This window comes from Kosmotoga pacifica, assembly GCF_001027025.1.
GTDB lineage: Bacteria > Thermotogota > Thermotogae > Petrotogales > Kosmotogaceae > Kosmotoga_B > Kosmotoga_B pacifica.
Genome location: NZ_CP011232.1, coordinates 1,608,540 through 1,632,448 on the forward strand (window position 1 = coordinate 1,608,540; position 23,909 = coordinate 1,632,448).

The window sequence follows — 23,909 nt, forward strand, 5'->3', positions numbered from 1 at the left end:
TTGCTAGCATGGGGGAGATCCCTCCCCCATGTTATTTTTTGATCAGAGGTGAACAACACAATGGTGTCGCTAAACGCTAGAAATACTCAGTTTGCTTACAAATTATTAATGCCGGCGATTATTTTAACTTTTCTCGTCCATATTATCCCCACTATTTGGGGAATTTATATTAGTTTTCGAAAACTGAACGTGTATTACATCAGGAATTGGACAGAAGCTCCTTTTATTGGTTTCGCAAATTACAGCAAGGCTTTGAGTAGCCTTCAGGGTGTATTCTGGACTTCACTCGGTTACACGCTTATCTTCGTAATCGCATCTGTATTAGGCTGTTTTATCCTGGGAATTCTTGGAGCAGTTCTTTTGAATGACAATTTCAGAGGTAGAAATATTATTAGAGGAATCCTGCTTGTGCCGTATATTCTTCCTGGTGTTGTTAGTCTAACAAACCTCAGGTTTATGCTCTTGCAGGATTGGGGGATAATTAATTCTATATTGTTGAATATAGGATTGATAAACGAGCCCATTTCCTGGCTAACTGGAAAAATGGCTTTGGTATCAATAATAATTGGAAATATATGGATTCGCTGGCCACTATGGTTCATAACGATACTCGCGAGTCTGCAGAGTATTCCCGGTGAGCTTTATGAAGCGGCAAAGGTTGATGGCGCTTCAGATTGGCAAGGGTTCAGGCATATTACGCTTCCCTCGATTTCGCCAACAATTACCGTTTTGACAGTGCTAACCGCGTTGTGGTCATTTAATAATTTTACTGTTCCTTTTATTCTTACTGGCGGATCGCCTTCAAAAGAGGCAAATATCCTTTCACTAAACATCTGGATTAGGTCCTTCAAAAACTGGGATTTTGGAATGGGAGCAGCAATGAGTGTTGTTATGATGCTGATTATGCTGGTTCTTATATTAACCTACCTCAGACTCACAAAATTGGAGGCAGAATGATGAGAAAGAAGATAATAAAAAGGACACTCAAAGTAGTGGGAATTATTTTTTTGCTACTATTTGTCCTGTTTCCAATATACTGGCTTGTGGTTTCCTCATTGAAGTATCCCGAAGACATCTACACCATGCATCCAAGTCTTTTCCCGGATAGAATAAGATTATCGAATTATCTTGACATATGGGAAACCATCCCGATGGCGAAATATTACAAGAACAGCCTAATAGTTTCGTTTTCATCCATGATACTTGCGACTATCGTTGCGACCTTTGCAGGTTATGCCCTTTCGAAATTCAAATTTCCTGGTAGAAAGACGGTTGGCATTACTTTTCTTGTCACTCAGATGTTTCCGGGCATACTATTTCTTTTGCCCTACTACCTGATTTTTATACTTATTAAAAACAAGCTGGGTATTCCTCTTATTGGTACTTACCCGGGGTTAATAATTACCTATACCGCCTTTGTGGGACCGTTTGCGATCTGGGTTATGCGGGGGTATTTTGATACGGTACCATCGGAGCTAAGAGAAGCTGCCCTCATAGACGGATGTGGCAACTTCAGAGCATTTACGAAGATAATTCTTCCAACAGCCAAACCGGGAATTGCGACGGTGGCAATTCTCTCATTCATGAAATCGTGGAACGAAGTATTGTTTGCAACAGTTCTGACAAACAACAACACAAGAACCCTGCCACTGGGTTTATACGAATTCCAACAAGAATTTATGACTTCCTGGAATCTGGTAATGGCTGCTGGAATTGCTATATCTTTACCGGTTTTGATCTTTTTCATTTTCCTTCAGAGATATTTTGTTTCAGGCTTTACAAGCGGTGCAGTAAAAGGATAGATAGGAGGCGATTCATATCAAAAAGTGCGTAGTCATACCAACTTACTGGGGACCAACTGATGGTAGTGAAGAGATTGTTTTCGACCATCCAACTCCTTTGAACAGCAAAGGTACACTTGCCAGGCTATTGGACAACCTTCTGGAGTTCGAGGAGATTAAAAGCGGGGAAATACCCGTAAGAATTGTTGGGATTTCAAATAGAAAAGATCTCAGAAAGAAAGTAGAGGAGCTTCTTAATTCTTATCTTAAAGAGTATTCAAACAAAATGGATCTTAAATTGTGTTCTTATTCATGGCTCGACAGTTTGAAGAGGAGACTGAAAGAAAAAGAAATAGACGACTTTTTTCCCATTGAACCGGATAGCTATTCGCAGATCAGAAATCTCTGTTTGCTTGCGGCTCTCGAAACCAAAAGCGATCTCGGTATTTTCCTTGATGACGATGAACTTCTGACAGACAAAAACTATTTTAAAAAATCGGAAGAAGGTATGTATTCACTCGCAAAAGACAATGGCACAATCCTTGGAAAAGCCGGATATTACAAACAGGACAGGCCAAATTACTCCAGATTTTGGGAACTCAAATGGTGGCCAAAAGATGTATCCTTCAATGAAACCTTTGAGCGCTTAATAAAGGAAAAACCAAGATTTAAAGCCACCATGGTCGCACTTGGCGGAAACATGGTCATCTCAAAGGAAGTGATGCAAAGCGTCTGTTTTGACCCGTACGTGAATCGTGGGGAAGACATGGACTATGTCTTCAATGCCCGAATGTTTGGATACAGGTTCTATTTTGACCCTGAATTGTTTGTAGAACACTATCCACCTGAAAAGAAAACCCCTGACTGGAAAAAGGCACGGGAGGATATCTACCGCTTTTTGTATCTGCGTGAGAAATATAGAAGTCATTTGCAGAGTGAAATGGTTCAAAAGATCGCTTTTGAAGAATTCTTGCCCTACCCGGGGATCTTCATGCAGGGTGATCTTGAAGACCGAATAATAGAACATTCCAGAATGATGGCAATGAAATATCTTTCTGAAGGCGATAAAGAAGGTTTTGATAACTGTATGGAGAATGCAAAAATCCCATTCCTGTACAAGAGAAATACGAATATAATCGGTGATTTCTTACAAACAACGGTCTCATGGAGAAAAATCACACAAAATATTTGAGGTGAGGACTTTGCGGGTACTAATGTTGCACTCTGTCCCTTTATATGGCTCAGGCAGCGGAACTTATGTTAGAAAGCTCGCGGAGGAATTCAGCAAAAGCCATGAGGTTTGTGTGATATACCCCGGACCTCCAGCTTACGAGAAGTATATTACCCATAATATTGAAATAAAGCCGGTTCCTGTATTCACATCACATCCCACAGAACCTTCACGCAGTTTTGTGGAGTACGATAATCACGAGATAATTCAGATAATTTCCCTTTATTTGAGTGAACTATCAAAGCTGCTCGAAAAATTTCAACCTGATATCATTCATGTACAGCACCTGGGGATCTGGTGCCCAATAGCGTCAATGCTCAAAAGCTTATTAAATGTACCAGTAGTTGTCACAGCTCATGGAACCGGGCTGTTTGTCATAGAAAGGGACAGCAGATTTGAAAGTATGATCAGAAAATGCTGTGCGGATATTGATGAGGTTATAGCGGTTAGCGACAGTTTGAGGGACAAAGTGGTAAAAACCTTTCCTTCACTTAAAGAAAAGAGCGCTACCATACCTGGTGGTGTTGACTTATCAAAGTATTCAAAGCCTTCAATGTCGAAAGAAGAGTGGAGATCCACATACAACTTAAAGGACAAAGTGATTCTTTACGTTGGGCGCCTCATCGAGGAAAAAGGCGTACAGCATTTGATAAATGTCGCATCCGCTTTTCCAGACGCGATAGTGGTGATTAGCGGCTCTGGGGGTTATGAAAATGCATTGAAAGAAATGGCTATCGGTAAGGAAAATGTACTGCTTCTTCCGCACCTCAAAGATAAAATAGTTGATTTCTTTATTCATAGCGATGTATTATGTGTACCTTCAATATGGGAAGAAGCACTTGGGCTCGTGATATTGGAGGCCATGGCAGCTGGTACTCCGGTGGTGGCATCAAATATTGGCGGTATCCCGACTGCTGTTAAGGATGGAGAAACCGGGCTGCTCTTTGAACCGGGAGACGAGCAGGATATGAAAAGCAAGATAAAAAGGATACTAGAAAATCCTGCGTTGTCAGAGATGCTCTCAAAAAATGCACTGAAGATGGTTGAGGAAAAATTCTCCTGGGAGACAATTGCCGGAGATGTTCTGAAAATCTACGAAAAACTCATCTAAAACCCTGTTAGAACAAGGTGAACAAGCTCTCAGACTTGTTCACCTTGCTATTTTTAGTATGCTTTACTGCCCAGCGAACACTCTAATTGGTGTTGAAATTGACACCATTCTTCCTTTTCGCTGAAATACCACTTCCACATAAGTTGCCGTATATCCCTTGATAACAAGTGTAGTAGTTGTTTTCTCAGCGCTTTCAAGGATTTTGTAATCGAATCTGGCATTTCTAAAATCCTTTATTGGTGAACTGGCTGAAAATAACCTTACCTCGGATATATTCCATTTACCGGCGTTGATAGAAATACCAACCTGAACCTCTGTTTCCGACGTAGTTGTAGAATACTCCGCTGAAACTTTGGGCAATGATACTCCCTCGTCGAGGTTGGCGAAAAGTGCACCTATTGCCTGCACTGTTCTGGGAGTTTCAGCACCATGCCCTGCGTTTGGAGCGTAAACCATTCCCTTTTCACCTGAAAGCCCATCGAAATATAGCGTTGCGGCATCAGCAGGCCAATAGGGGTCATTCGTCCCGACGATAATGAGTTTCGGGATATTTAACTTTTCTCTATAAGAATAGGGGTCAATGTATTGCAAGAGGTCAATTCTTTTTGGGTCGTCCAAATCATTCAGTATGCCTGTTTCAACATATTCTCCTATGGACTTGCTATAATCTCCCCAAAATTCAAGCTGATGCCTCATCTGTTCCCTGATGTTTAAATTGTCAAAAGCAATTGGCGCGATGGCTTTAACCCGGCTATCGCAGGCTGCAGTGAGCCACGTTGTCCAGCCTCTTTTAGAAGCTCCGGACAATATGAAGCCCTCTATTTCAAAACCATCTTTCCTTGCATAGTCTATGAGCATATTCATTGCAGTGATTGTGCTTCTCACCATCGGCAAAAGCAGCGGCCATTCATAGTCACCGGTTTCCAGAAACCTCACAAAGGTATAGGCTATGAGCCAATCTTCCCTATAACCGTTGAAGAGAGGCTGGTTTGGAATATCAAACAGTATTGCTACGTAAGCTCCATTTTGAGTTGCCAGCGTGTTGAAGACCTGAAGAAGCTCAGCATCAATCTTGTAATCACCAGTTATGAAGATTAGGGCGTTTTTTGACCTGGGATTCGCGGGCTTTATTATGAGAAGATGGTTCTTCCAGTCAATTCCTTTCCATTTGAAAGGCTTAAAAGAAAAAACACCAAAACCTGAAGATCCCGTTCCCAACGGAATAACTACCTCAAAGCCTGCCTCCTCCATTGTTTTTGGAAGTTCCTCGAGCGCTAAGTAATCCATCATGCTAACCCCTATTACTGTTGAAAAGCTAAATAGAGCCAGAAAAAATGAACAAAGAGATTTGCTCATAACTATCCCCCCTCAAAGATTTATACATCGAAAAAAATCCAAAAGTCAATAGTATTGGCCTTAATCGATAAAAGTACTAAAGTTTTAAGGAATTGATATGGTGTATCCAATTAGTATGTAATACACTTACACGCGAGATAAATTATAGACTATCTGGATTCTGGTAATAAAAGGCATAAGGGATATTGATACAGAAAATCCAGCATATAGCAAATAATTCACAGATTCTCATCTTAGATTTGCTGCGATGATCAAAAAATCAAGATCTTCCCATTGAAGGAATCGAAAAAGAAATTGGTAAAATCGATTACGAATAAATACAACTGGAGGTCAAACCACGGTACGAAAGAAAACGAATTCAGGGGTCTGTCTTGGTTTTGAAGAAAAATTTGGCAGGCGGAGCTCATCTGCCGTGATTGGACAGGGGAATAATTCTTTTTTTCAAGATATGGGGGTGTTTTATGCCGGAACCGGTCGTTGATTTTAGCCCGTTATTCTATATGATTTTCGTTTTTTTAATTCCCGTTTTTATCTTTGGGGGAATTAGGATTTTAATAGCAGTAATCAAAAGAAACAAACTTAAAAAAGCGGGTTTACCAGAAATAGACAAAATGAGCGGCGAAGAATTCGAGATTTATCTTGAACAGCATTTTAGAAAACTTGGTTATCACGTTCATAGGACAAAATATATTGGCGATTATGGAGCCGATCTCATTATTGAGAAAGATGATATTAGAACCGCCGTACAAGCAAAGAGATATAACAGAAGTGTGGGTATTAAAGCTGTCCAAGAAGTAGTGGCTTCAATGAAGTTCTATGAGTGTTCACGGGCTATTGTAGTGACCAACAGTAGATTCACTGAAGCCGCTCAAACCCTCGCCAGAAAAAATAATGTCGAACTGTGGGATAGGAACAAGCTCGCAAAATCAATTTTGAATTCAAAAGACGCCGGCACACAAGCTTTGACTTCGAATCGAGTTAAAGAGGTTGGGGTTTCTATAAAATCGGTTTCAAAATCAAGAAAACCTGAAAAACAAAAAGTTCAGGAAAAATCTTCATCATCTACAGAAAAATCCCTTCCTGATAACCCTGTATGTTACAAATGCGGCAAACCGGTTACTGAGAAAACCAGAGATTACTGCCTTCAACACCGAGAAATGTTCTTTGGAAGAATTTATTGCTACGAACATCAGAAACCCTTCAAGCAGGCTTTTAAGGATAAAATGAAGGTTTTCACTGAGAAGAAAGATCGACGGTAGACGATAATGGAAGACACTAATTATTAGAAGCAAAAAGACAAACTCCCGATGCTGTGAGCAAACAGGTTGTTTGAATTTCGTTCAGTGGCTTTTGTACCCTCTAAGAAGCTCCATAATGATAGAATCTTTATAAGAGTACCTCAGGAAGTGGCTGTATCAAAAAACAGCTTGTTTAAGACTCGGAAGTTTCATGGAAGAGGTGTTAGTTGTGAATTACGTGAAGGAACCCGTTCAAAGAAGAATAAAGGCTCACAGAAGTTCCGTCGAGGGAATTGCTGTGGACAACAAGAGTAATCTCTTTTTCACCTGTTCCTATGACCACACTATCAAGATGTGGGATTTTGAAGGCAATTTACTGAAGAGCGTTGAATTCAATGCTGAAAATGGCGAACCCGCTATTGTTACGGCTCTCGGAATATGCCCGAAGGGAGAATTTCTCGTAGCTGGTTCGAACGCCGAGATAGTTGTGTATTCGTTACCTGAACTGCAGCTGGTTGTGAGAAAAAACTTCAGGAATGTAGAGGCAACGGCGTCAGTGCCCGCCATTGTGGCAGAAGTTTCTTCGATAGCCATTTCTCCAGATTCCACAAAGCTCGTTGTGGGTATCGATAACGGCACGATCAAAGTTTTTGAATTCCCGGAGCTCAAGTACATGAACACCTTTCACCAGCAGACCTTCGGCCTTGGGGTTTTCTTGACCTTCTGGGACTCCACGACTTTCTTTTCCGCCGCAGAGTCCGTTAACCGGTGGAATATCAATAACTTGGATTCGGTCAGGCCTGAATTTCTGGAACTTCCCTACGATTTCAAGGCCCGGGATATAACAGTAGATCGCACAAAAGAACTTTTGTATGTGGCGGGTAGTGGTGAAAGAGAGAATATAAAGATATACTCGTTGATGGATTTGAAGTTTCAGTACGCGCTTCCAGAATCTCAGAGCGTAACAACCGTTAGGGTATCTCGTGAGGGGATAATGGTTGCCGGAACCAAAGACCGTGACTTGGGAGACAGCGTGAAACTCTGGGATCCCGAAAAAAAAGAGCTTCTAAGAACGTTGAATTGCCCACTGCCAAATCTGAATTCTCTGGAAATCACATCAGAGGGCAATTTGTTGATTTCCACCCACGAAAACGGCTCGATCATATTGTGGAATTTCTGAATTCATTTCACTCCGACAAGGCCGACAGGACCGTCAATTTCTGGACAGCTCCGACAGCTATTATATTGCAGATTTTCGAAACCGCTGATTTATTCCTTCGATATGCTTTCCAAAACCTGGCAGAAAGTTTTGGGTTTATGGTAATATTGGCTAATACTCTTTTTGGGTGGAATGATTATGTTTCCATTATTTCCCTTTTTAGCATATGTTTTTACCATGACCTTTACCCCTGGGCCAAACAATATTATGTCCATGGCTAATGCTAACCGATTTGGGTATAGAAAAACATTGAACTTTCTACTTGGTGTAGTAAGTGGTTTTTTCACGATATTGCTCTTGAGCGGTTTGTTCAATTTGGCGCTGGAGAATATCATGCCTGGGATCCAGCTCTTTATGAATATCTTTGGTGGACTCTATATTGGATATCTGGGAATAAGCGTCATAATAGACCGGGGACATAGGACGGGTGCACAAAAGCACCTCAACAACTACCTTGTGGGGTTTAGCATGCAATTTGCAAACCCAAAGGGAATTCTATTTGGAATTACCATTATGGCAAATTTTATTATTCCCTACTACAAATCCTCTATCTCTTTGATTCTTTTTTCAGCCTTTCTCACCTTTGTGGCTTTTATTTCAGTTTCTTGCTGGGCACTCTTTGGTGTGCTTTTCCAGCGCTTCCTATCTCGTTACGGGAAGGCCATCAACATCACTCTTGGTTTGCTTCTAATCTATAGCGCAGTCTCCATTTCGGGGATCATGAAATTCATAAAGCTCTAATATCAGGGAAGTATTATTTCCCCCGCAATTTTAGATAGTTTCTGTATCTTCTTTCTTCCAGCAATCCGGATTCAACGGCTTCTTTCACGGCACATCCGGGTTCATTTATGTGTCTGCAGTCTCTGAACTTGCATCGTTTAGCGAGTTCGGTAATATCGGGGAAGGCGTTCCTAATACCTGTTCCATCATCGATTACTCCGAACTCTCTCATTCCAGGTACATCGATTATTCTTCCGCCGAAGGGCAATTCGTAAACTTGAGATGACGTCGTGGTATGCCTGCCCTTGTAATGGCTGGTACTCACTGTATTGGTTCTTGCCTTCTCCTCTTCAAACACCGCATTGACGAGAGAAGATTTTCCAACTCCGGAACTTCCGGCAAAAACAGAGTTCTTGCCTTTCAGCAGGGATTTCAGCTCTTCTATCCCTTCTCTCACCACGACACTGGTGAGCAGCACCGTGTAACCAATGTTCCGGTATTCTTTAACATCTTCCTGGATTTCTGGTGGATCTATAAGATCGATTTTGTTGAAGCAGATGACGGATTCGATTCCACCGTATTTTGCCGATATCGTATATCTCTCAATGAGATTTTTGTTATAACGCGGATCTTTAACCGCGAAAACAAGTATTGCCTGATCAATGTTTGCGGCTACAACCTGTTCCAGATGGACACCTTTTTTACCGGCGCCCTTCCTGATCAATTTACTTCTCCGCTCTTCTATTGTGGTTATCACTCCCCTGCCCCCCATGACGGGTTGAAATTCCACATAGTCACCTACCACGACCAGTGTCTTGGTTGTCCGGCTCTGCTTGAAGAGCCTACCTCTGAGGGTACAGCTAATGTCTTCGGCGCCGTTTACCGGCCTTACTTTGTACAGTCCTTTCTGGATGTTTACTACAATTCCCTTCAATTCTCTCTACCTCCAAAAAAAGCACCACGGCTTCAGCCGTGGTTGCACGTTTTTTACAAACAAAAAAGGCCACAGCTTCAACACAGCGTGGCCCTCAGTTTATCAGTCTGGGAAATATTTAGCTTATACTCATTGGGAGGGTTGCACTGTGCCGGATTAAACTTCTGAACTTGTTCTGAAATATGAATTCTTTTCTCTTCGTCATCCGACATCACCTCCCGGGGAACAATTTCTTGCCTTTCTCATTATACACACAATCTGTTCAAGAACAAAACAAGTATATTGTTATTCCGGATTGTTCACAGCATTCTCAATAGCCTTCAATATAATCTTACTGCTGTATGTCGCACCGCTTATTGTATCAACCATAACGCTCTGTTCATCGATGACAGCTTCTACAATATCCTCTGCTTTCTTGCCTTTTCCCGTTATGTGCTCCACAATTTCGATATTATCTATCTTTCCGTTACTAACGCTCACCCGAACCTTGGCGCTGATCAGGCCCAGAGAATAGCTTCCATAATAATCGCCATCTTCGAGTTTGGAAAGCTCCAGTTCAGAGAATTCAATAGCCGCTGCTTCTTTTCTTACACGGCTGATTTCTAAAAACATTTTGGATGCAACAAATATTCCAAAAAGTACGAATGTAACGATGAATACAATTACGACACGTTTTACAAGTTTTTTCATTCACTATCCCTCGCTTCCGGTATCAGGTACTCGATATTCAATCTCAACTCATCGAGTAACTCCTCTTTTGTGTTGTTTGAAGTACTATAATAATAAGAATAGAGCATGCCAAAAAGCATCGAAGTGATAATTCTTTCAAGCTTAACTGCCGTTTCAGACTCGTATCCATGCTCTAAAGATAATCTCTGGAAGAGTTCTATCCGAAGTCTATACATTTCTTTAAAGTTCGGGATAATGTCAGCGTCATCTATTACTACAAGGTTCTCGTTCATGAATATGATTTTAAACAGATCAGGCTTCTCAAGAAAGAATCGAGCAAATTCGATGTATAGAACTTTTATCTTTCTGGCTGCTGGCAAATCCAGTGAAGACTTCTCCCGTAGCCATTCCATTGCTTCAGCCGCGTAACTATCCATAACAGCACTTAGCAAGCCATCCATACTGCCAAAGTAGTTGTAGATGGTAGCAGGAGCATAGCCCGCCTGCTCAGCGACTTTTCTAACACTGAGCGCCTTTACACCGTAGTAGTCGATGATTTCTTTTGCTGCTCTTATAAAATATTCTCGCCTCTTTTTTATGCGCTTTTCTTTCTCGGACATATCAACCTTCCATTTCGAAATCTTTCGCAAATTTCTCTATATTTTCCTCCCTTACGAAGGGAAGCTCTCTTCCTTCAGATATCTTCTGTACCACCTTCCTGGTGAGGAATCCCATCTTTTTGAAGTTGAATTCCCCTCCAAAATATCCTTTCACATAGCAGCTGTCCAGAAAGTCTTTACTGAAATTGTTTGAAAGAAACTCCTCAAACCTATCAGGTGTTTCTCCCATGCAGAGGAACACCCCCAGCCTTTTCTTTTTCAATAGTTCTAAATTTTTCTCGACGAAATTCCTCACTTTTCTTGGTGCTTTACTCACGCGTATGTAGCTTCCCAGAATCACGCCATCAAATTTGCTCAGATCTACCCTGCCCGCATTTGCAAGATTAACCACGGAGCTCTCTGAGCCCAGGCATTCAGAAAGAATTCTGGCGCATTTTTCGGTGGTACCAGTCTTGCTGCTGTAAAGTATTAAGACCTTCATAACAATCCTCCTCGAGACTATAATGTGAACAGCGTTCAATTTATGAACGTAGTTTACCAAAAACGTTGGGATCTGTCAATAACATTGATAAAATCTTTTCGATGATTGGCACTCTAAAGTTCTTTACTCGGGACACAAACAAATGTGGGCTTATTTGATTGGCTCCAATTGAAAAAGATAGCGGAACGATGAGGTTAGAAGATATGTTTCATATAACGTCAGAAGGCATTACAGATAAAAATGTTATAATCAAACATTGATGAACTGAAGGGATTACGATGAACTGGATGCACTTTGAACCCGTTCTTATACTCGAGTTGATCAAAGATAAGGAAAATCGATTGAAGATAAAATCAGGGCAATCATGGGCTCATCCTTATCGGGCAAGTTTCCACCGATGGATTAGAACTAAGTGCGGGCTCTGCAAAGGATATCGCAAATCGCATCTCAAATGTGAAAGATTTATCGATGATGGACAGGCTTAAAGAGTTTAGAGAGGAAATCGGAATGACTTTGGTGGTTATCTCGAGGAGGATTTAAGGAATATCGCGTGAACTGAACTGTCTTAAATTATGCTTGGATTCATAAATTGTATCAATATTGTATCAATGAGTTGGAGGTGGTCAGATGATAATAGGGGCAGTTATTCTGGTGGTTATACTCATACTCGCATTCTGGTTTATAGGTATCTATAACGGTTTGATCCGGTTGAAGAAGAGAGTGCAAAACGCCTGGGCGCAAATTGATGTCCAGCTCAAGAGAAGACATGACCTCATTCCGAATTTAGTCAATGCCGTTAAAGGCTATATGAAGTTCGAACGTGAGACCCTTGAAAAGGTCATGGAGGCGCGTGCGAGAGCCATTTCAGCTCAGGGAGTGGGTGACAAAATCAAGGCCGAGAGGGAACTTGGCGGTTTCCTTGGCAGATTACTCGCTATCGTGGAGAACTATCCCGAATTGAAAGCAAATGAGAATGTCAAACAGCTAATGGAAGAACTCACGACCACAGAAAACAAGATATCCTATGCTCGGCAATTTTACAATGATACAGTAACGAGATTCAATACCAAGATAGAGATTTTCCCTGACAACATAGTGGCAAACATGTATTCTTCAAAGTTCCAATCTTTTCCGCTCTTCGAAATCGAAGATAAAGCGGAAAGGGAAGTGCCTAAAGTAGACTTAAATCTTGAAGGATGAAAACAATGGTTTTTTCAGTGGATTTTTATGCCGAAGAGAGAAAGAACGTCAGGAAGACGGTTTTGCTGGTTACACTGTTCTATTTGATGATGGCCGCTTTCGGTCTGATAATCGATCTCTCGTTTGGCCTTTTCCCGATTTTTTCTACTGTCTTTTTGGCAGTTGCTACGATTCAGTTTCTTGTTTCGATATTTTCTGGCAAGGCTATGGTGCTGAAGTCCGTGGGTGCAAGGCCTTACAATCCAGCTGACTACGAAGAAAAGCAGCTGAAGAATATCGTTGATGAACTGACTATTGCGGCCGGTCTCTCAGAACCTCCTGCGCTATATGTGATAGAAAATGATGAAGTGATAAATGCTTTTGCAACGGGTTTTAAACGCGAGGATGCTGTTATTTGTGTTACCACCGGTCTTCTAAAGAGTCTCGACAGAGAGGAGACTTCTGGAGTTATAGGCCACGAACTGAGCCACATTATAAATAGAGATATTCTTATCATGACCATGATTTCCGCCCTTATTGGTGCAGTCGTCATAATACAGGTCTTCGCTTTAAGGGCGCTGTTCAGTTACCTCAGATTCGGAGGCTTTGCGCGGAGCAGGCGGCGGAGTAAAAAGGGTGACAATTCTACACTGGCAATTCTCGCTTTTCTCGCCGCAGTTGCAGGGCTTGCGACACTGTTTTCTTTCGTCGGGAAGCTCTCACTATTCGCTGTATCGCGTGCGAGAGAATACTTCGCGGATGCACGTGCTGTGGAACTGACGAGAAACCCGGTAGGCCTTGCGGGTGCATTAAGAAAGATCGCCTTGAAGTCGAAAAAGCTAAAAACTGCGAGCACTGCAACAGCGCATCTCTTTATAACAGATCCGCTGAAGAGGAAGGTGAATGAAAAGGTCACCGCCTTTGCATCGCTTTTCAGCACACATCCGCCCATTTATATGAGAATCGCTGTGCTCGAAAACAGACCACCAGAAGAGGTCAAGGAAGAACTGAGGATACAATAAAAAAAGCCGGGCGATCGCCCGGCTTAATTCATTCTGACAGCACGCTTTCGATTTCTTTCATCACGTCCTCGGTAAGCTTTTCCTTCACCTCGAGAGCCTTCAGGTTCTCTTCGAGCTGTTCGATGTTACTTACACCAAGGATAACGCTACTAACGTTCGGGTTCTTCAGACACCATGCCAGTGCCAGCTGGGACTGTTTAACACTAAGTTCTTGCGCAATCTTTCCAATTTTTCGCACTTTTCTAAAGGTCTCATCGCTGAGTAGTCCCCGTTCTTCGAAATGTTTTCTTAAACCCGGGAAGCGGGCCAGTCTACTGTTTTCAGGTATTCCATCATTGTACTTCCCTGTAAGGATTCCGGAAGCGAGAGGGCTGAAAGTAGTCAATCCCATTCCATACTTTTCATATATCGGCTGATATTCCTTTTCCACCCTTTCCCTCGCGAGCATGTTATATAGAGGTTGTTCAACAATGGGTGGGATGCAGTTCAGCTCTTTGCAAGCTTTATGAGCTGCTTCGAGTTCATCAGCGCTCCATTCCGATGTCCCCCAGTAAAGAGCGAGCCCGTTCCTTACGATGTAGTCCATGGCGAACACTGTCTCTTCAATGGGAGTTTCTGGATCAGGTCTATGACAATAGATAATGTCCACGTAATCAAGCTGAAGTCTTTTCAAAGAATTCCAGGTACCTTCGAGAAGGTGTTTCCTTGAAAGACCTTTATCATTTGGGCCCTCGCCGCCCCAAAAGATCTTTGTGGAAACGACGATATCCGATCTGCGGAATTCTTTGAGAACCTGTCCCATGATAAATTCCGCCATTCCGTTGGCGTACGCTTCCGCCGTATCAAAAAAGTTAACCCCTTGCTTAAAGGCTTCTTTCATAGCGGCTTTCGCATTTTCAACATCGAGCTGATTTCCGAATGTCAACCAGGAACCGAGAGAGAGCTCACTTATCCTCAGTCCCCATTTTCCTACTTTACGGTACTCCATCCTTCTCCCCCTTTATGTGTGTCTTCTGAACATACTGGTTCTATCTGAATCGTGTGTCATCTGGATATATCTGTGCTTTGCTGACTCTGCCATTTTCGCTATTATATTTTTGAGGTCGCTAGACTCGAAAAGCCCTTCTAGTTTGTCTAATAGAGGTTTTTCAAACCTAAAAGCTACTTCAGCCTCAGGATCAAAGACTATGTATTCGACGGCTTTGTTGGAAACCTCTACTTCCGCTTGTTTTAGTAACATAAGGGTGTAGTCGATAAAGATGTCTCCAACTTCCGATGTAGACTTTGCTTCAGCAAGCCTTTCGCGGTACTCATGTTCGATTGTGCGGAACTGCTTCATGAAGGAATCTTGCTTTTCCATGAGTTTCACCCCTTTCTTAAAGTCTCCCCATTTGAAGAGAGGCGAAGGAAGCAGAGACAATCACAGCTGTCTCCACACGGAGTATCCTCTTTCCCAGAGAAACCGGAAGGCAGAATTGGTGTAATTTTTTGAGCTCATTTTCAGCAAAACCACCTTCTGGTCCAACCAAAATCCTGACATTTTTGCTTGAAGCGATAGAATCGCTTAAACTCTGAAGTGGACTTCCAGTGAAGTCTAACAGCAAGTTTAGTGAGTTACTATGATCTATTTGATCAATAGAATCTATTATACACAGTTCCGGTAGATACGTGTTCAGACATTGTTTTGACGCTTCGCGCATAACAGAGTAAAACTTGTCAAGCCTGTTGGGTAAGATTTTTGCAACGCTGTATCGACTGTTGAATATTTCGATCCTGTCCACTCCGAGTTCCACGGCCTTTTCGATTATCAGACGTATCCGGGGCCATTTTGTGGAAGCAACAAATATTATCAGGCTCTTACCATCGTGATATTCATGTTTTCTAGAAAGGAGATTTCCTGTTGCTCCTGTCTTGCTTATGGTTTCGAGTTGGAAACGATAAATGTTGCCCTTACCGTCAAGCCCGGTAAGGATCTCTCCTAATTTGACTCTCATCACCTTCAGATGGTTCGCTTCTGAAGGTGAAAGGTAAACCTTCTTATTCTCATTTTCAACGGAGTCTATCCAGAAGGCGTGGGGCACTCAGCCAATTACCTCCGCTTCCATATATGGTATGAGCACTTTTGGTACCTTTATCTTTCCGTCCGGCTGCTGGTAGTTCTCTACTATGGCAATCAACGTTCTACCAATGGCGAGACCGGAGCCATTGAGGGTATGGATGAATTTTAATTTGTTATCTCTGTCTCTAAATCTTATGTTTCCCCTTCTTGCCTGAAAGTCTTCGGCGTTACTGCAGGAGGAAATCTCCCTGTAAGTGTTGTAAGAAGGTAGCCACACTTCAATATCGTATGTCTTCGCTGCGACGAATCCTAGATCACCCGTGCAAAGGGCAACAACCCTATACGGTAATTCAAGCCTTTTCAATACTTCTTCCGCATCAGCAGTAAGTTTTTCAAGGGCCTCATAGGAATTTTCGGGGTGCGTGAACCAGACGAGTTCAACTTTATCAAACTGATGTACTCTTATCATGCCCTTCACATCGCGGCCATAACTGCCGGCTTCACGTCTATAACAAGGTGTGTAAGCAGTGTATTTCCGTGGCAAAGATGACAGCTCGAGTATCTCGTCTCTGTGCTGAGCGACGAGCGGAACTTCAGCTGTCGGTATCAAGAACATATCATCCGGTTCAGTTTTGTAAGCATCCTCTTCAAATTTTGGAAGCTGTCCGGTAGAGAGCATCGTCTCTCGTTTGACGAGGTGCGGCAAAGCAACTTCTTCGTAACCATGTTCTGTCGTGTGCAGATCAAGCATGAAATTTATAAGAGCTCTTTCGAGCCTGGCAAGCTGTTTTCTCAAGACCACAAACCTCGAGCCACTCAACTTTGCAGCTCTGTCAAAGTCCAACATATCGCTCTGAATACCAAGCTCCCAGTGGGGTTTTGGTTCAAAATCAAACTTCCTGGGCTCACCCCATTTTCTAACTTCGACATTATCATTTTCGTCTACCCCGACAGGTACGCTTTCATGAGGGATATTTGGAACGTATAGGAGTTTCTGCTTCAGAAATTCGTCTAGCTCGCTGGCCTTTTGATTGAGCTCTTTTACTTCCTGAGATATCTCTTTTGCCCTATTTTTAAGTGCTTCAGCTTCTTCTTTGTTTCCACTTGCCATCGCTTTGGCGATTTCAGAGGAGATACGGTTCCTTTCGGCTTTCTTTTTATCAGCGGCGGCAATTGCGTTACGCCTTTCGGCATCGATTTTAAGGATCTCCTCCAACAAGGCAGGGTCCACATTGCGATTTTTGAGCGCTTTTTCAAGAATTTCCGGATTATTTCTCACGATTTTAATGTCTATCACTCAGCACCCTCCTCAAATTCCATTTCAAGAGAAACATTTGTTCCTTCGAAAGAATCGTCCTTTGTATTGTAATATAGTTCCGTAGCGTATATTTTTCTATTATTTTTTTTATCGTCTACGAACACGTCTCCTTTGAGCAGTATTATTCCTGTGCTTTCGTCATACTCAAAATAAAGAGAATTCGCTACAAGTTCGTCCTTATAGTAGATCACAAGGGGTTTGAAATCTTTCGCACTTTTCGGAAGGGCCTCACCGGTGTATTCTTCTTTTTCCAGGTTAAAATCCAGTTTCTCAGCGTTTTGTACGAGAATCTTTCTTTTACCGTTTTCATCGTTGAATCTGGCAATTACATTGTGTTTCAGTATCCCGCTGGATGTATTGAGATTGTAGGTCATACTAAACGATGTGGCATCTCCAGAAGAAAAACTAATATGCGTCAAACCAGCGGTCTCGATGTAGTTCCAGTTGCCATTTTTTGCTGTCATCGTGGCTGATTCGGTGGTGAGAGAAACATCCCCCACTTTCTCTATGTAGACCTCCCCGGTAAGATAAACGATATCTTTTCTACCAGAAATCTTCTTTGCCCGGATCCTAACAGTACTCGTCACGGCAAAAATCGACACGATAAATAGAATAACCAAAAAGACAGAAATGGTTTTTTTCAAGGAAACTCCCCCTTATCCTCTTTTCTTCATTGCATCCAGAAGTTCATCAAGAATCATGAGCAGTTCCTCAGGTTTGTGATTTTCGAGTTTTGTGAGGATTTCATTGAGGTAGCTAACTCTTCGCTTGATCACCTTTTCTATGAGTTTGATGCCTTCTCCGGAGATATCTATGATGTATGAGCGACGGTCCTCTTTGGAGCGTCTCCTTTCAATGAACCCACCTTCAATCAGGCGATGAACGAGTCCCGTAGTGGTGCTCTTCGTTATCCCGAGTATTTTACTAATATCACTCATGCGTTTTTCTCCAGAGAAATACAGCGTCTGAAGCACATCAAACTGGGCAGGTGTTATGGGAAAGTCTTTTAAAACCTTTCTACCCTCACGTTTGATCCTTATATATATTGCTCTCAGTGTTTTTTCTATCTCAGTGGCGAGCCCACCTTGTCCCTTTTTACTCAAGTTATCCCTCCTAACTTACTTAAATTATAACATTGACAGTCTTATTAGAAAATCTTTAGTGTATGTTATGCTTTGTACTCGTGTAAAATTGAAAAGGGGTGGACCGATGCGGTTGGTGGCATTTCTTATTCTTTCAGTTTTTACTTTAGCACTTTTTGTGATGACGCTTTTTTCATCACTACGCGATGAACCGCTTTTGTTCCCTATAATTTTGGCAGTGACAGTTCTTCTGGTGCACTCTTTCTACAGCGAGTTTAGAAACATACTCAAAAGCCAAAAAAAGCCAAATTTATCTAAAGGCTTTCAATTATTTCTTGCGACAATCGTCGGTGCAATTGCTTCATATCTACTGAACGTTTATCTTGGTTTGGGTGCAGTGGTTGCGGCAGCAGCAGTCGGTATGACCGGGGCTTCGTTGATTTCTGAATACTCCATACCTCTTTATTGTGGCTCCTTCGTGGGAATGGTCTCTCCGGTGGTGCTTCATGATTTTGGCCATGTATTTATTGCATCTATAATCGCAGGGATTCTGTTTGTTCTATCGGAGACCGTATATGAAAGTGTGGGGGGAAAACTTGGAACAATAGCTTTCTCAAGCTGGGTTATTCTCTCGTATCTCTCCAAAGTTGAGCTGATCAAAGGTGAAAAGTTTTCATGGGAAACTAGCGTTGAGACCTTCGTTTTCAGTATCATTGGTGTTCTCCTGACGTATTTGCTTTCTGTAAGGCTCAAGAAAAATACGGTGGCTTCTTCGAGCGCCATCAGTCTCTTCGCAGGGCTGGTCTTTCCAGTATTATATCCTGAAAGCGGAACAATGATGGCTTCAGCGATGATGTGTGCTTCCTTTGTCGGAATGAGTTCAAAGAAAGTGATTAAAAACGAACTGGGAGCACTCCTGAGTGGGATTATAATGGGTGTGGTTTTCTTTTACAGTGTGGAGCATTTTGGAGGTGCAGGTGGCAAACTCGGTACGATCGCATTTGGCAGTGCACTCAGCATAAGATCAATGCATATTTTACTTGAGAAATCATCCAATCGACTGCATATCATATCTAGAAACTAACCCTGGTTTTGCTTTTTTGTAGTACGGCAAGAATGACGGTCATTTATTCTGTGCTTTTTTACTTTTTTTGCATTCATACATGCGTTGATCAGCTATTTTTATGAGCTGTTCGAGATCATCACCATCATCTGGGAATGTTGAAATACCTATGCTTCCACCTACAGTAACGATTCCGCATCTTAAATTTATAACTTCGCGGAGGATGAATTCTATCCTCTTTTTAACCACTTTTGCTGCTTCGAAGTCAGTTTCAGGCAACACGAAGATAAATTCATCACCGCCCAGCCTTGCAACAACATCACTTTCCCTTAAGGCGTATTGAAGTCTTTTAGCAACTATTGATAGCACTTCATCGCCAATATCGTGCCCCATCGTGTCATTGACGATTTTGAAATAGTCAAGGTCGAGGTAAAGGATGCTCAATGGCATATGGTTACGTTTGGACAAAGCAAGATAGGAATGAGCTTTTTCGAAGAAAAGTCGTCTGTTTGGCAGTCCTGTGAGAGGGTCTTTGCCGGAAAGTAATTCCAATCGTTCTTTTTGCTTTCTCAACTCTTTTTCGAGCCGTAATCTTTCGAATAACACAGCAACTTGCTGTCCCAGTAGTTTTGCCATCTCTGTTGAATCTTCATTGAAAGCCGTTGCTGAAGAATGACTATCCAGACCGAAAAATCCGATTATTTTCCCGTCAGTTTCGATGGGAACTGAAAGCATCGCTTTTATTTTGCTTGTTTTACCGTATCTTTCAAGTATTTCATATCGAAATTTATCGAGTTTTCTATTGGGATTAAAGTCAGTAACTATCTGAACTTCATGAACTTCCTTCTGAACGAGTTCTTCAGGTTTGAGATAGATTTTTTTAAGCATTCTAAGGTCATAATTCACAGCCGCATAAAATCGATATAGGCCATCTTTGTCTTTTAATATAAGGCTGCCTGCTTCAGCACCAGGTACGATATCAACAGCCTTTTCAAGAAGTAATTGATACATGTTCTCGATATCTGTTGTCTTGAGGACATCCTTAGTTACCTCAAGAAGGGAACGGTTGAAATTAACGAAGTTTTCCAGCCTTATTTTATTTTCTGTTTCTGTCGTAACATCCCTCATAACAGCGAGGATCCTGTCTTCTCCCATTTTTATGAAACGGATTTCCAAATGTGTGACATCGGAAGGCGTATTCAATGAAATCGTAAAAACCTGTATTTCAGAACTTTTTAAGGCTTTTGAGAGCCTGGAAGCTATAATATCATTTGCTTCTTTACGGAAACCGATTTCTCTGAAATTTTTACCCACGAATTCGCCTGGATTAATGTTAGTTTGCTCAACTGGTGTGGAACTGACATCGAGGATATTTCCTTCACTATCTAAAATCATAACGTAATCAGGGAAAACGTCCATAATAGCAGTATTCTTCCTGATAGCATCTTCCAGATTTTTTTGTAATTGTTTCTGTTCAGAGATATCTGAATAAATGGCGAAAATACCTGTTATAACACCTTCAGTATAAACCGGCGCGCTGAGGATGGATGCCCAGAACCTCGTCCCATCCTTACGTTCTCTGATGGCTTCGAAGCTTACTATTTTACCCTGCAGTGCTTCTTTAGTAACATCAGCAGCGGGGCTCCGAAGTTCTGGTGATTGAACAACAACGTCGTCAACGAATTTTCCAATGACCTCATCCTCCGAATATCCAAACATGTCACAGAAAGCCTGATTTACCTTTAAAACCTTATTATTTGAATCACACAGCAATATCCCCAGAGGGTTGTTTTTGAACAATTCTTCAAAATAGCCAGTGTAATTAGACAGGTCCAGCACCTGTACCACTCCTCGTTAATTGGTCATACGATTTATATTAATGCAAAATACTATCACATGAGTTATAAGCATGAAAAATTATACCAGTTTTGCATATAAGTATCTATAAATATTAAAAGATTTTTAAAGGCACGGTGGTTGAATACCTTTCGCTTTTGCAGGCTTTCGAAGCGTTTTCTGGGTTTTCACTTGAGATCAGCCGAATTTCAATGTTCTTCAGCTTTTTTTGCAAGCTTCCAGTGGAAGAGATAAAAAGGAAGGATTATCCCTATTCTAAGCAAGCTTTGCAGAATGTCTTTCAGACTTTCCCTTTTGGATACTTCAGATTTTATCGTTTTTTGCTGCGTTTCTTCGGGAAGTGCTTCGGAGTACGGTACCCTGATAGAATAATCACTCGGAATAAAAAAATCGATCACGGCACTGGCAAAGGACCAGAGAGCCGTGATCAGCATGATCAAGGTTATCAGAGATACAAAATAAGCGTATATCTTTTTCGTTGAGAATTTCATATTAACTCCCCCAGCCATGGGCGTCCGTATTCATTATACTCTCTTTAGTAATTCGCAAAATCATCTCCTTTCAAACGGCTTCAAGAAAATCATTCAGAAATAGCCGGACTCTTTCATCGCTTGAGCCAAAAAATCGCTCGGGTGCAACATCATAAACCACCTGACCATCTTCCATATAAACAACCCGGCTGGCGATATTTCTCGCAAATGACATTTCATGGGTGACAACGACCATCGTTGTACCACTGGCAGAAAGCTGTTTTATTACTGACATAACTTCACCAACTAGAGAAGGGTCAAGGGCGGAAGTTGGCTCGTCAAAGAGGATTAAATCTGGTTCCATTGCCAAAGCACGAGCGATCCCCACTCTCTGTTGTTGACCTCCGGAAAGCTGTGAAGGGTAGTGATGGACCCTGTTTCCAAGGTCAACTTCCTCAAGTCTTTTCATAGCGATCTCTCTGGCCTGCTGCCACTTTAGTCCCTTTACTTTAACCAGACCGATAGCCACGTTGTCCAGCGCTGTAAGATGTCTGATCAAGTTGAATCGCTGGAATACAAAACCTATTTTCGATCTGACGCTACGTAGAACTTTCCTTTCGGGTGTAACCTTCATACCGTGGAAATAAACTTCTCCAGAATCAGGCGGGATAAGATAATTCATAACCCGGAGCATCGTTGTTTTTCCAGCCCCGGATTTCCCGATAACGGCCACGACGTCCCCTTTGTTTACAGAGAATGTAACGCCTTTCAATACCGGTGTATCTCCAAAGCTTTTGTAAATATTTCTCAGTTCCAGTACACTCATGGTATGGCGAGCCTCCTTTCAAGGTAACGTCCAAGTACGGAAAGCGTGGAGGTCATTAACAAATATATGCCTGCGAGGATCAGGTACGCCTCTAGTGTAGCGAGAGTCTGGGTTCCTATCTGTCTTGCCCTCATAGTTATATCTCCAAGGGCTATCACGGAGACCAGTGAACTGTCTTTTACGAGGCTTATGAGCTGACCGATCAGGGGCGGAATGGATATACGAAACGCCTGGGGCAAGATAATGGATCCCATAATCTGATAGTTGTAAAACCCGAGGGCTGCCCCGGCTTCGATCTCTCCAGGCGGGACAGCTTCAATCCCAGCCCTGAATATCTCAGCAACGTAAGCGCCCTCAAAAAGGGAAAGAGATATAACTCCCGCTAAAAATCTGTCGATGTTCAACACAGAGCCCATACCATAATAAACGAGGAGTATGATCACCAACAACGGCATGTTTCTGAAGAACCAGACATATAATGTACCTAGCTCTTTGAAAATCTCTACACGTGAGACACGGGCAAGAGCTATGGTCATTCCGATGACAAGGGATAATCCCAGAGAAAAACCACTGATTTTGAGTGTCATCAGAATCCCATCAACGAACAACTTTGAATATCTGATGATCACACTCCAGTTGAAAGGATAAACCTTAGAAAGGGAGAGGTATATGATTGTTGCAATTGCCAAAAAGATCAAAATACTTAGTGCTCTGGCAAAGTTTCTTCTCACACTGCTCCTCCTCACAGACTGGGCTCGTATTCAACAAACCATTTTCGCTGTAACTCATCGAGGATACCCGATGTCTTCAGCCAGTTGATGTATGTATTAATCCACTGAAGGGTTTCCCAATCACCTTTCTTAACCGCGACTCCAAGATCTTCTCGTGTGAGCAGTTCTGTACCAGCTTCAAGCACTGCGTACTTTCTGGCAATGTAACGAGCGTATATAGAGTCGATCACCATAATATCTGCTCTGCCAGATGCTACCTGAAAAGCCGCCTCGTCCATGGTATCAAAGGTGAGAAATTCTGCATTCGGGAAAAGCCTGCGTGCGGCTTCATCACCGGTGGTTCCTAATTGTACTGCGATTCTCAGTTGGCTATTAGCTATCTCCGCAAAAACTGGCTCGCTCTCGAATTTGCGGGTGTTGTAGACAATGACCTGTCCGATAGTGAGATACGGATCACTGAAGTTTACCCTCAGCGCCCTTTCAGGTGTGATAGTCATTCCTGACCAGATGATGTCGAACTTTCCCGCCATGAGAGCTGGTATGATACCGTCCCAGTTGACTACCACGAACTCGAGCCGGACACCCAATATGTCTGCCATACGCTGGAGTATCTCCACTTCAAGGCCTATCCTGTTTCCATCCATGTCAGTACCATAGAGTGGCATGTAACCTGCATCCTGTCCAACTCTCAGTACCCCTTTTGCTCTTATGTCGTCGATCAGACTGCCAAATACTAATCCAGCGAATACCACCAGTAAAACAACAAGCCAAACTCTCCTCATACGAACACCTCCTTATTAAATAAAAAACCGGGCGATTTCTCGCCCGGTGATTTCTCTATCCCTTGAGCACGACTAAGCCGTGCTGCCGAGAAACCCCGGGCAACACCTCTTGACGTGCTTTTTTATATTGTTGAAGTTGTCAAAAATGAAGCTACTGTAA

26 protein-coding genes are annotated in these 23,909 nt (G+C 42.3%); 10 read left to right on the plus strand and 16 right to left on the minus strand.

Features of this window, described 5'->3' with window-relative positions; all coding sequences use genetic code 11:
• Positions 1-48: 48 nt before the first annotated feature.
• The 4 genes from IX53_RS07490 (at position 49) to IX53_RS10605 (ending at position 4,123) form a co-directional block, all read left to right on the plus strand.
• The gene (locus IX53_RS07490; protein WP_047754818.1) at positions 49-957 is read left to right on the plus strand and encodes a carbohydrate ABC transporter permease; all 909 of its coding nucleotides are present in this window, start codon (positions 49-51) and stop codon (positions 955-957) included.
• Positions 957-1,802 (plus strand): carbohydrate ABC transporter permease, encoded by an 846-nt coding sequence (locus IX53_RS07495; RefSeq protein ID WP_047754819.1) that lies wholly within the window; start codon positions 957-959, stop codon positions 1,800-1,802. The genes IX53_RS07490 and IX53_RS07495 overlap by 1 nt, the downstream gene beginning before the upstream one ends.
• A gap of 97 nt (positions 1,803-1,899) precedes the next feature.
• Positions 1,900-2,973, plus strand: a complete 1,074-nt coding sequence (locus IX53_RS07500; RefSeq protein WP_047754820.1) for a glycosyltransferase family 2 protein — start codon at positions 1,900-1,902, stop codon at positions 2,971-2,973.
• A 22-nt stretch (positions 2,974-2,995) separates the two neighbouring features.
• Complete coding sequence (locus IX53_RS10605; RefSeq protein WP_053001248.1) at positions 2,996-4,123, plus strand: glycosyltransferase family 4 protein; 1,128 nt, start codon at positions 2,996-2,998, stop codon at positions 4,121-4,123.
• Between the two features lie 63 nt (positions 4,124-4,186).
• On the opposite strand, the gene IX53_RS10610 is transcribed toward IX53_RS10605, so the two are convergent.
• The gene (locus IX53_RS10610) at positions 4,187-5,479 is read right to left on the minus strand and encodes a PhoPQ-activated protein PqaA family protein (protein WP_053001249.1); all 1,293 of its coding nucleotides are present in this window, start codon (positions 5,477-5,479) and stop codon (positions 4,187-4,189) included.
• 461 nt (positions 5,480-5,940) lie between these two features.
• Here IX53_RS10610 and IX53_RS10790 point away from each other — a divergent pair, with 461 nt between their 5' ends.
• From IX53_RS10790 to IX53_RS07525, 3 genes are all read left to right on the plus strand, one after another.
• Positions 5,941-6,738, plus strand: a complete 798-nt coding sequence (locus IX53_RS10790; RefSeq protein ID WP_218916058.1) for a restriction endonuclease — start codon at positions 5,941-5,943, stop codon at positions 6,736-6,738.
• A 208-nt stretch (positions 6,739-6,946) separates the two neighbouring features.
• Positions 6,947-7,897 (plus strand): WD40 repeat domain-containing protein, encoded by a 951-nt coding sequence (locus IX53_RS07520; protein ID WP_169746211.1) that lies wholly within the window; start codon positions 6,947-6,949, stop codon positions 7,895-7,897.
• Positions 7,898-8,074: 177 nt separating this feature from the next.
• Complete coding sequence (locus IX53_RS07525; protein WP_047754822.1) at positions 8,075-8,677, plus strand: LysE family transporter; 603 nt, start codon at positions 8,075-8,077, stop codon at positions 8,675-8,677.
• 13 nt (positions 8,678-8,690) lie between these two features.
• Here the strand turns inward: IX53_RS07525 and rsgA are convergent, their stop codons facing one another.
• The 4 genes from rsgA to IX53_RS07545 form a co-directional block, all read right to left on the minus strand.
• Positions 8,691-9,590, minus strand: a complete 900-nt coding sequence (gene rsgA, locus IX53_RS07530; RefSeq protein ID WP_047754823.1) for a ribosome small subunit-dependent GTPase A — start codon at positions 9,588-9,590, stop codon at positions 8,691-8,693.
• A 285-nt stretch (positions 9,591-9,875) separates the two neighbouring features.
• Positions 9,876-10,280, minus strand: coding sequence for an FMN-binding protein (locus tag IX53_RS07535; RefSeq protein WP_047754824.1), 405 nt, complete (start codon positions 10,278-10,280; stop codon positions 9,876-9,878).
• Entirely contained in the window at positions 10,277-10,879 is a 603-nt protein-coding gene (locus IX53_RS07540; RefSeq protein WP_047754825.1) for a TetR/AcrR family transcriptional regulator, read from the minus strand. The genes IX53_RS07535 and IX53_RS07540 overlap by 4 nt, the downstream gene beginning before the upstream one ends.
• A 1-nt stretch (position 10,880) precedes the next feature.
• A complete protein-coding gene (locus IX53_RS07545; RefSeq protein ID WP_047754826.1) occupies positions 10,881-11,360 on the minus strand; it encodes a flavodoxin domain-containing protein in 480 nt (159 codons plus the stop codon).
• 627 nt (positions 11,361-11,987) lie between these two features.
• On the opposite strand from IX53_RS07545, the gene IX53_RS07555 reads away from it, so the two are divergent.
• A complete protein-coding gene (locus IX53_RS07555) occupies positions 11,988-12,560 on the plus strand; it encodes a LemA family protein (RefSeq protein ID WP_047754828.1) in 573 nt (190 codons plus the stop codon).
• The gene (locus IX53_RS07560; RefSeq protein ID WP_245612701.1) at positions 12,557-13,561 is read left to right on the plus strand and encodes a M48 family metallopeptidase; all 1,005 of its coding nucleotides are present in this window, start codon (positions 12,557-12,559) and stop codon (positions 13,559-13,561) included. Before IX53_RS07555 ends, IX53_RS07560 begins: the two co-directional genes overlap by 4 nt.
• 28 nt (positions 13,562-13,589) lie before the next feature.
• Here IX53_RS07560 and IX53_RS07565 read toward each other — a convergent pair whose 3' ends face one another.
• The 6 genes from IX53_RS07565 to IX53_RS07590 are packed head-to-tail and all read right to left on the minus strand — an operon-like array spanning position 13,590 to position 18,041.
• Positions 13,590-14,549, minus strand: a complete 960-nt coding sequence (locus IX53_RS07565) for a potassium channel beta subunit family protein (RefSeq protein WP_047754830.1) — start codon at positions 14,547-14,549, stop codon at positions 13,590-13,592.
• Between the two features lie 12 nt (positions 14,550-14,561).
• The gene (locus IX53_RS07570; protein ID WP_047754831.1) at positions 14,562-14,921 is read right to left on the minus strand and encodes a hypothetical protein; all 360 of its coding nucleotides are present in this window, start codon (positions 14,919-14,921) and stop codon (positions 14,562-14,564) included.
• 16 nt (positions 14,922-14,937) lie between these two features.
• Positions 14,938-15,642 (minus strand): RsmE family RNA methyltransferase, encoded by a 705-nt coding sequence (locus IX53_RS07575; RefSeq protein WP_047754832.1) that lies wholly within the window; start codon positions 15,640-15,642, stop codon positions 14,938-14,940.
• On the minus strand, positions 15,643-16,917 hold the full coding sequence (gene serS / locus IX53_RS07580) for a serine--tRNA ligase (protein ID WP_047754833.1): 1,275 nt from the start codon (positions 16,915-16,917) through the stop codon (positions 15,643-15,645).
• On the minus strand, positions 16,914-17,582 hold the full coding sequence (locus IX53_RS07585; RefSeq protein WP_047754834.1) for a hypothetical protein: 669 nt from the start codon (positions 17,580-17,582) through the stop codon (positions 16,914-16,916). Before IX53_RS07585 ends, serS begins: the two co-directional genes overlap by 4 nt.
• Before the next feature lie 12 nt (positions 17,583-17,594).
• A complete protein-coding gene (locus IX53_RS07590) occupies positions 17,595-18,041 on the minus strand; it encodes a MarR family winged helix-turn-helix transcriptional regulator (protein ID WP_047754835.1) in 447 nt (148 codons plus the stop codon).
• 106 nt (positions 18,042-18,147) lie between these two features.
• Between IX53_RS07590 and IX53_RS07595 the strand changes: the two genes are divergently transcribed.
• Positions 18,148-19,104: a hypothetical protein gene (locus IX53_RS07595; RefSeq protein WP_047754836.1), complete on the plus strand. Its 957-nt coding sequence runs from the start codon at positions 18,148-18,150 to the stop codon at positions 19,102-19,104.
• Between the two features lie 39 nt (positions 19,105-19,143).
• Here the strand turns inward: IX53_RS07595 and IX53_RS10615 are convergent, their stop codons facing one another.
• The 5 genes from IX53_RS10615 to IX53_RS07620 all read right to left on the minus strand — a co-directional run bounded on the left by IX53_RS10615 (position 19,144) and on the right by IX53_RS07620 (position 23,749).
• Positions 19,144-20,922: a sensor domain-containing diguanylate cyclase gene (locus IX53_RS10615; protein WP_053001250.1), complete on the minus strand. Its 1,779-nt coding sequence runs from the start codon at positions 20,920-20,922 to the stop codon at positions 19,144-19,146.
• A 206-nt stretch (positions 20,923-21,128) separates the two neighbouring features.
• On the minus strand, positions 21,129-21,431 hold the full coding sequence (locus IX53_RS07605; RefSeq protein ID WP_047754837.1) for a hypothetical protein: 303 nt from the start codon (positions 21,429-21,431) through the stop codon (positions 21,129-21,131).
• A 70-nt stretch (positions 21,432-21,501) separates the two neighbouring features.
• Entirely contained in the window at positions 21,502-22,236 is a 735-nt protein-coding gene (locus IX53_RS07610; protein ID WP_047754838.1) for an amino acid ABC transporter ATP-binding protein, read from the minus strand.
• Positions 22,233-22,967: an amino acid ABC transporter permease gene (locus tag IX53_RS07615; RefSeq protein WP_047754839.1), complete on the minus strand. Its 735-nt coding sequence runs from the start codon at positions 22,965-22,967 to the stop codon at positions 22,233-22,235. Before IX53_RS07615 ends, IX53_RS07610 begins: the two co-directional genes overlap by 4 nt.
• Before the next feature lie 11 nt (positions 22,968-22,978).
• On the minus strand, positions 22,979-23,749 hold the full coding sequence (locus IX53_RS07620; RefSeq protein WP_047754840.1) for a transporter substrate-binding domain-containing protein: 771 nt from the start codon (positions 23,747-23,749) through the stop codon (positions 22,979-22,981).
• Positions 23,750-23,909 lie beyond the last annotated feature (160 nt).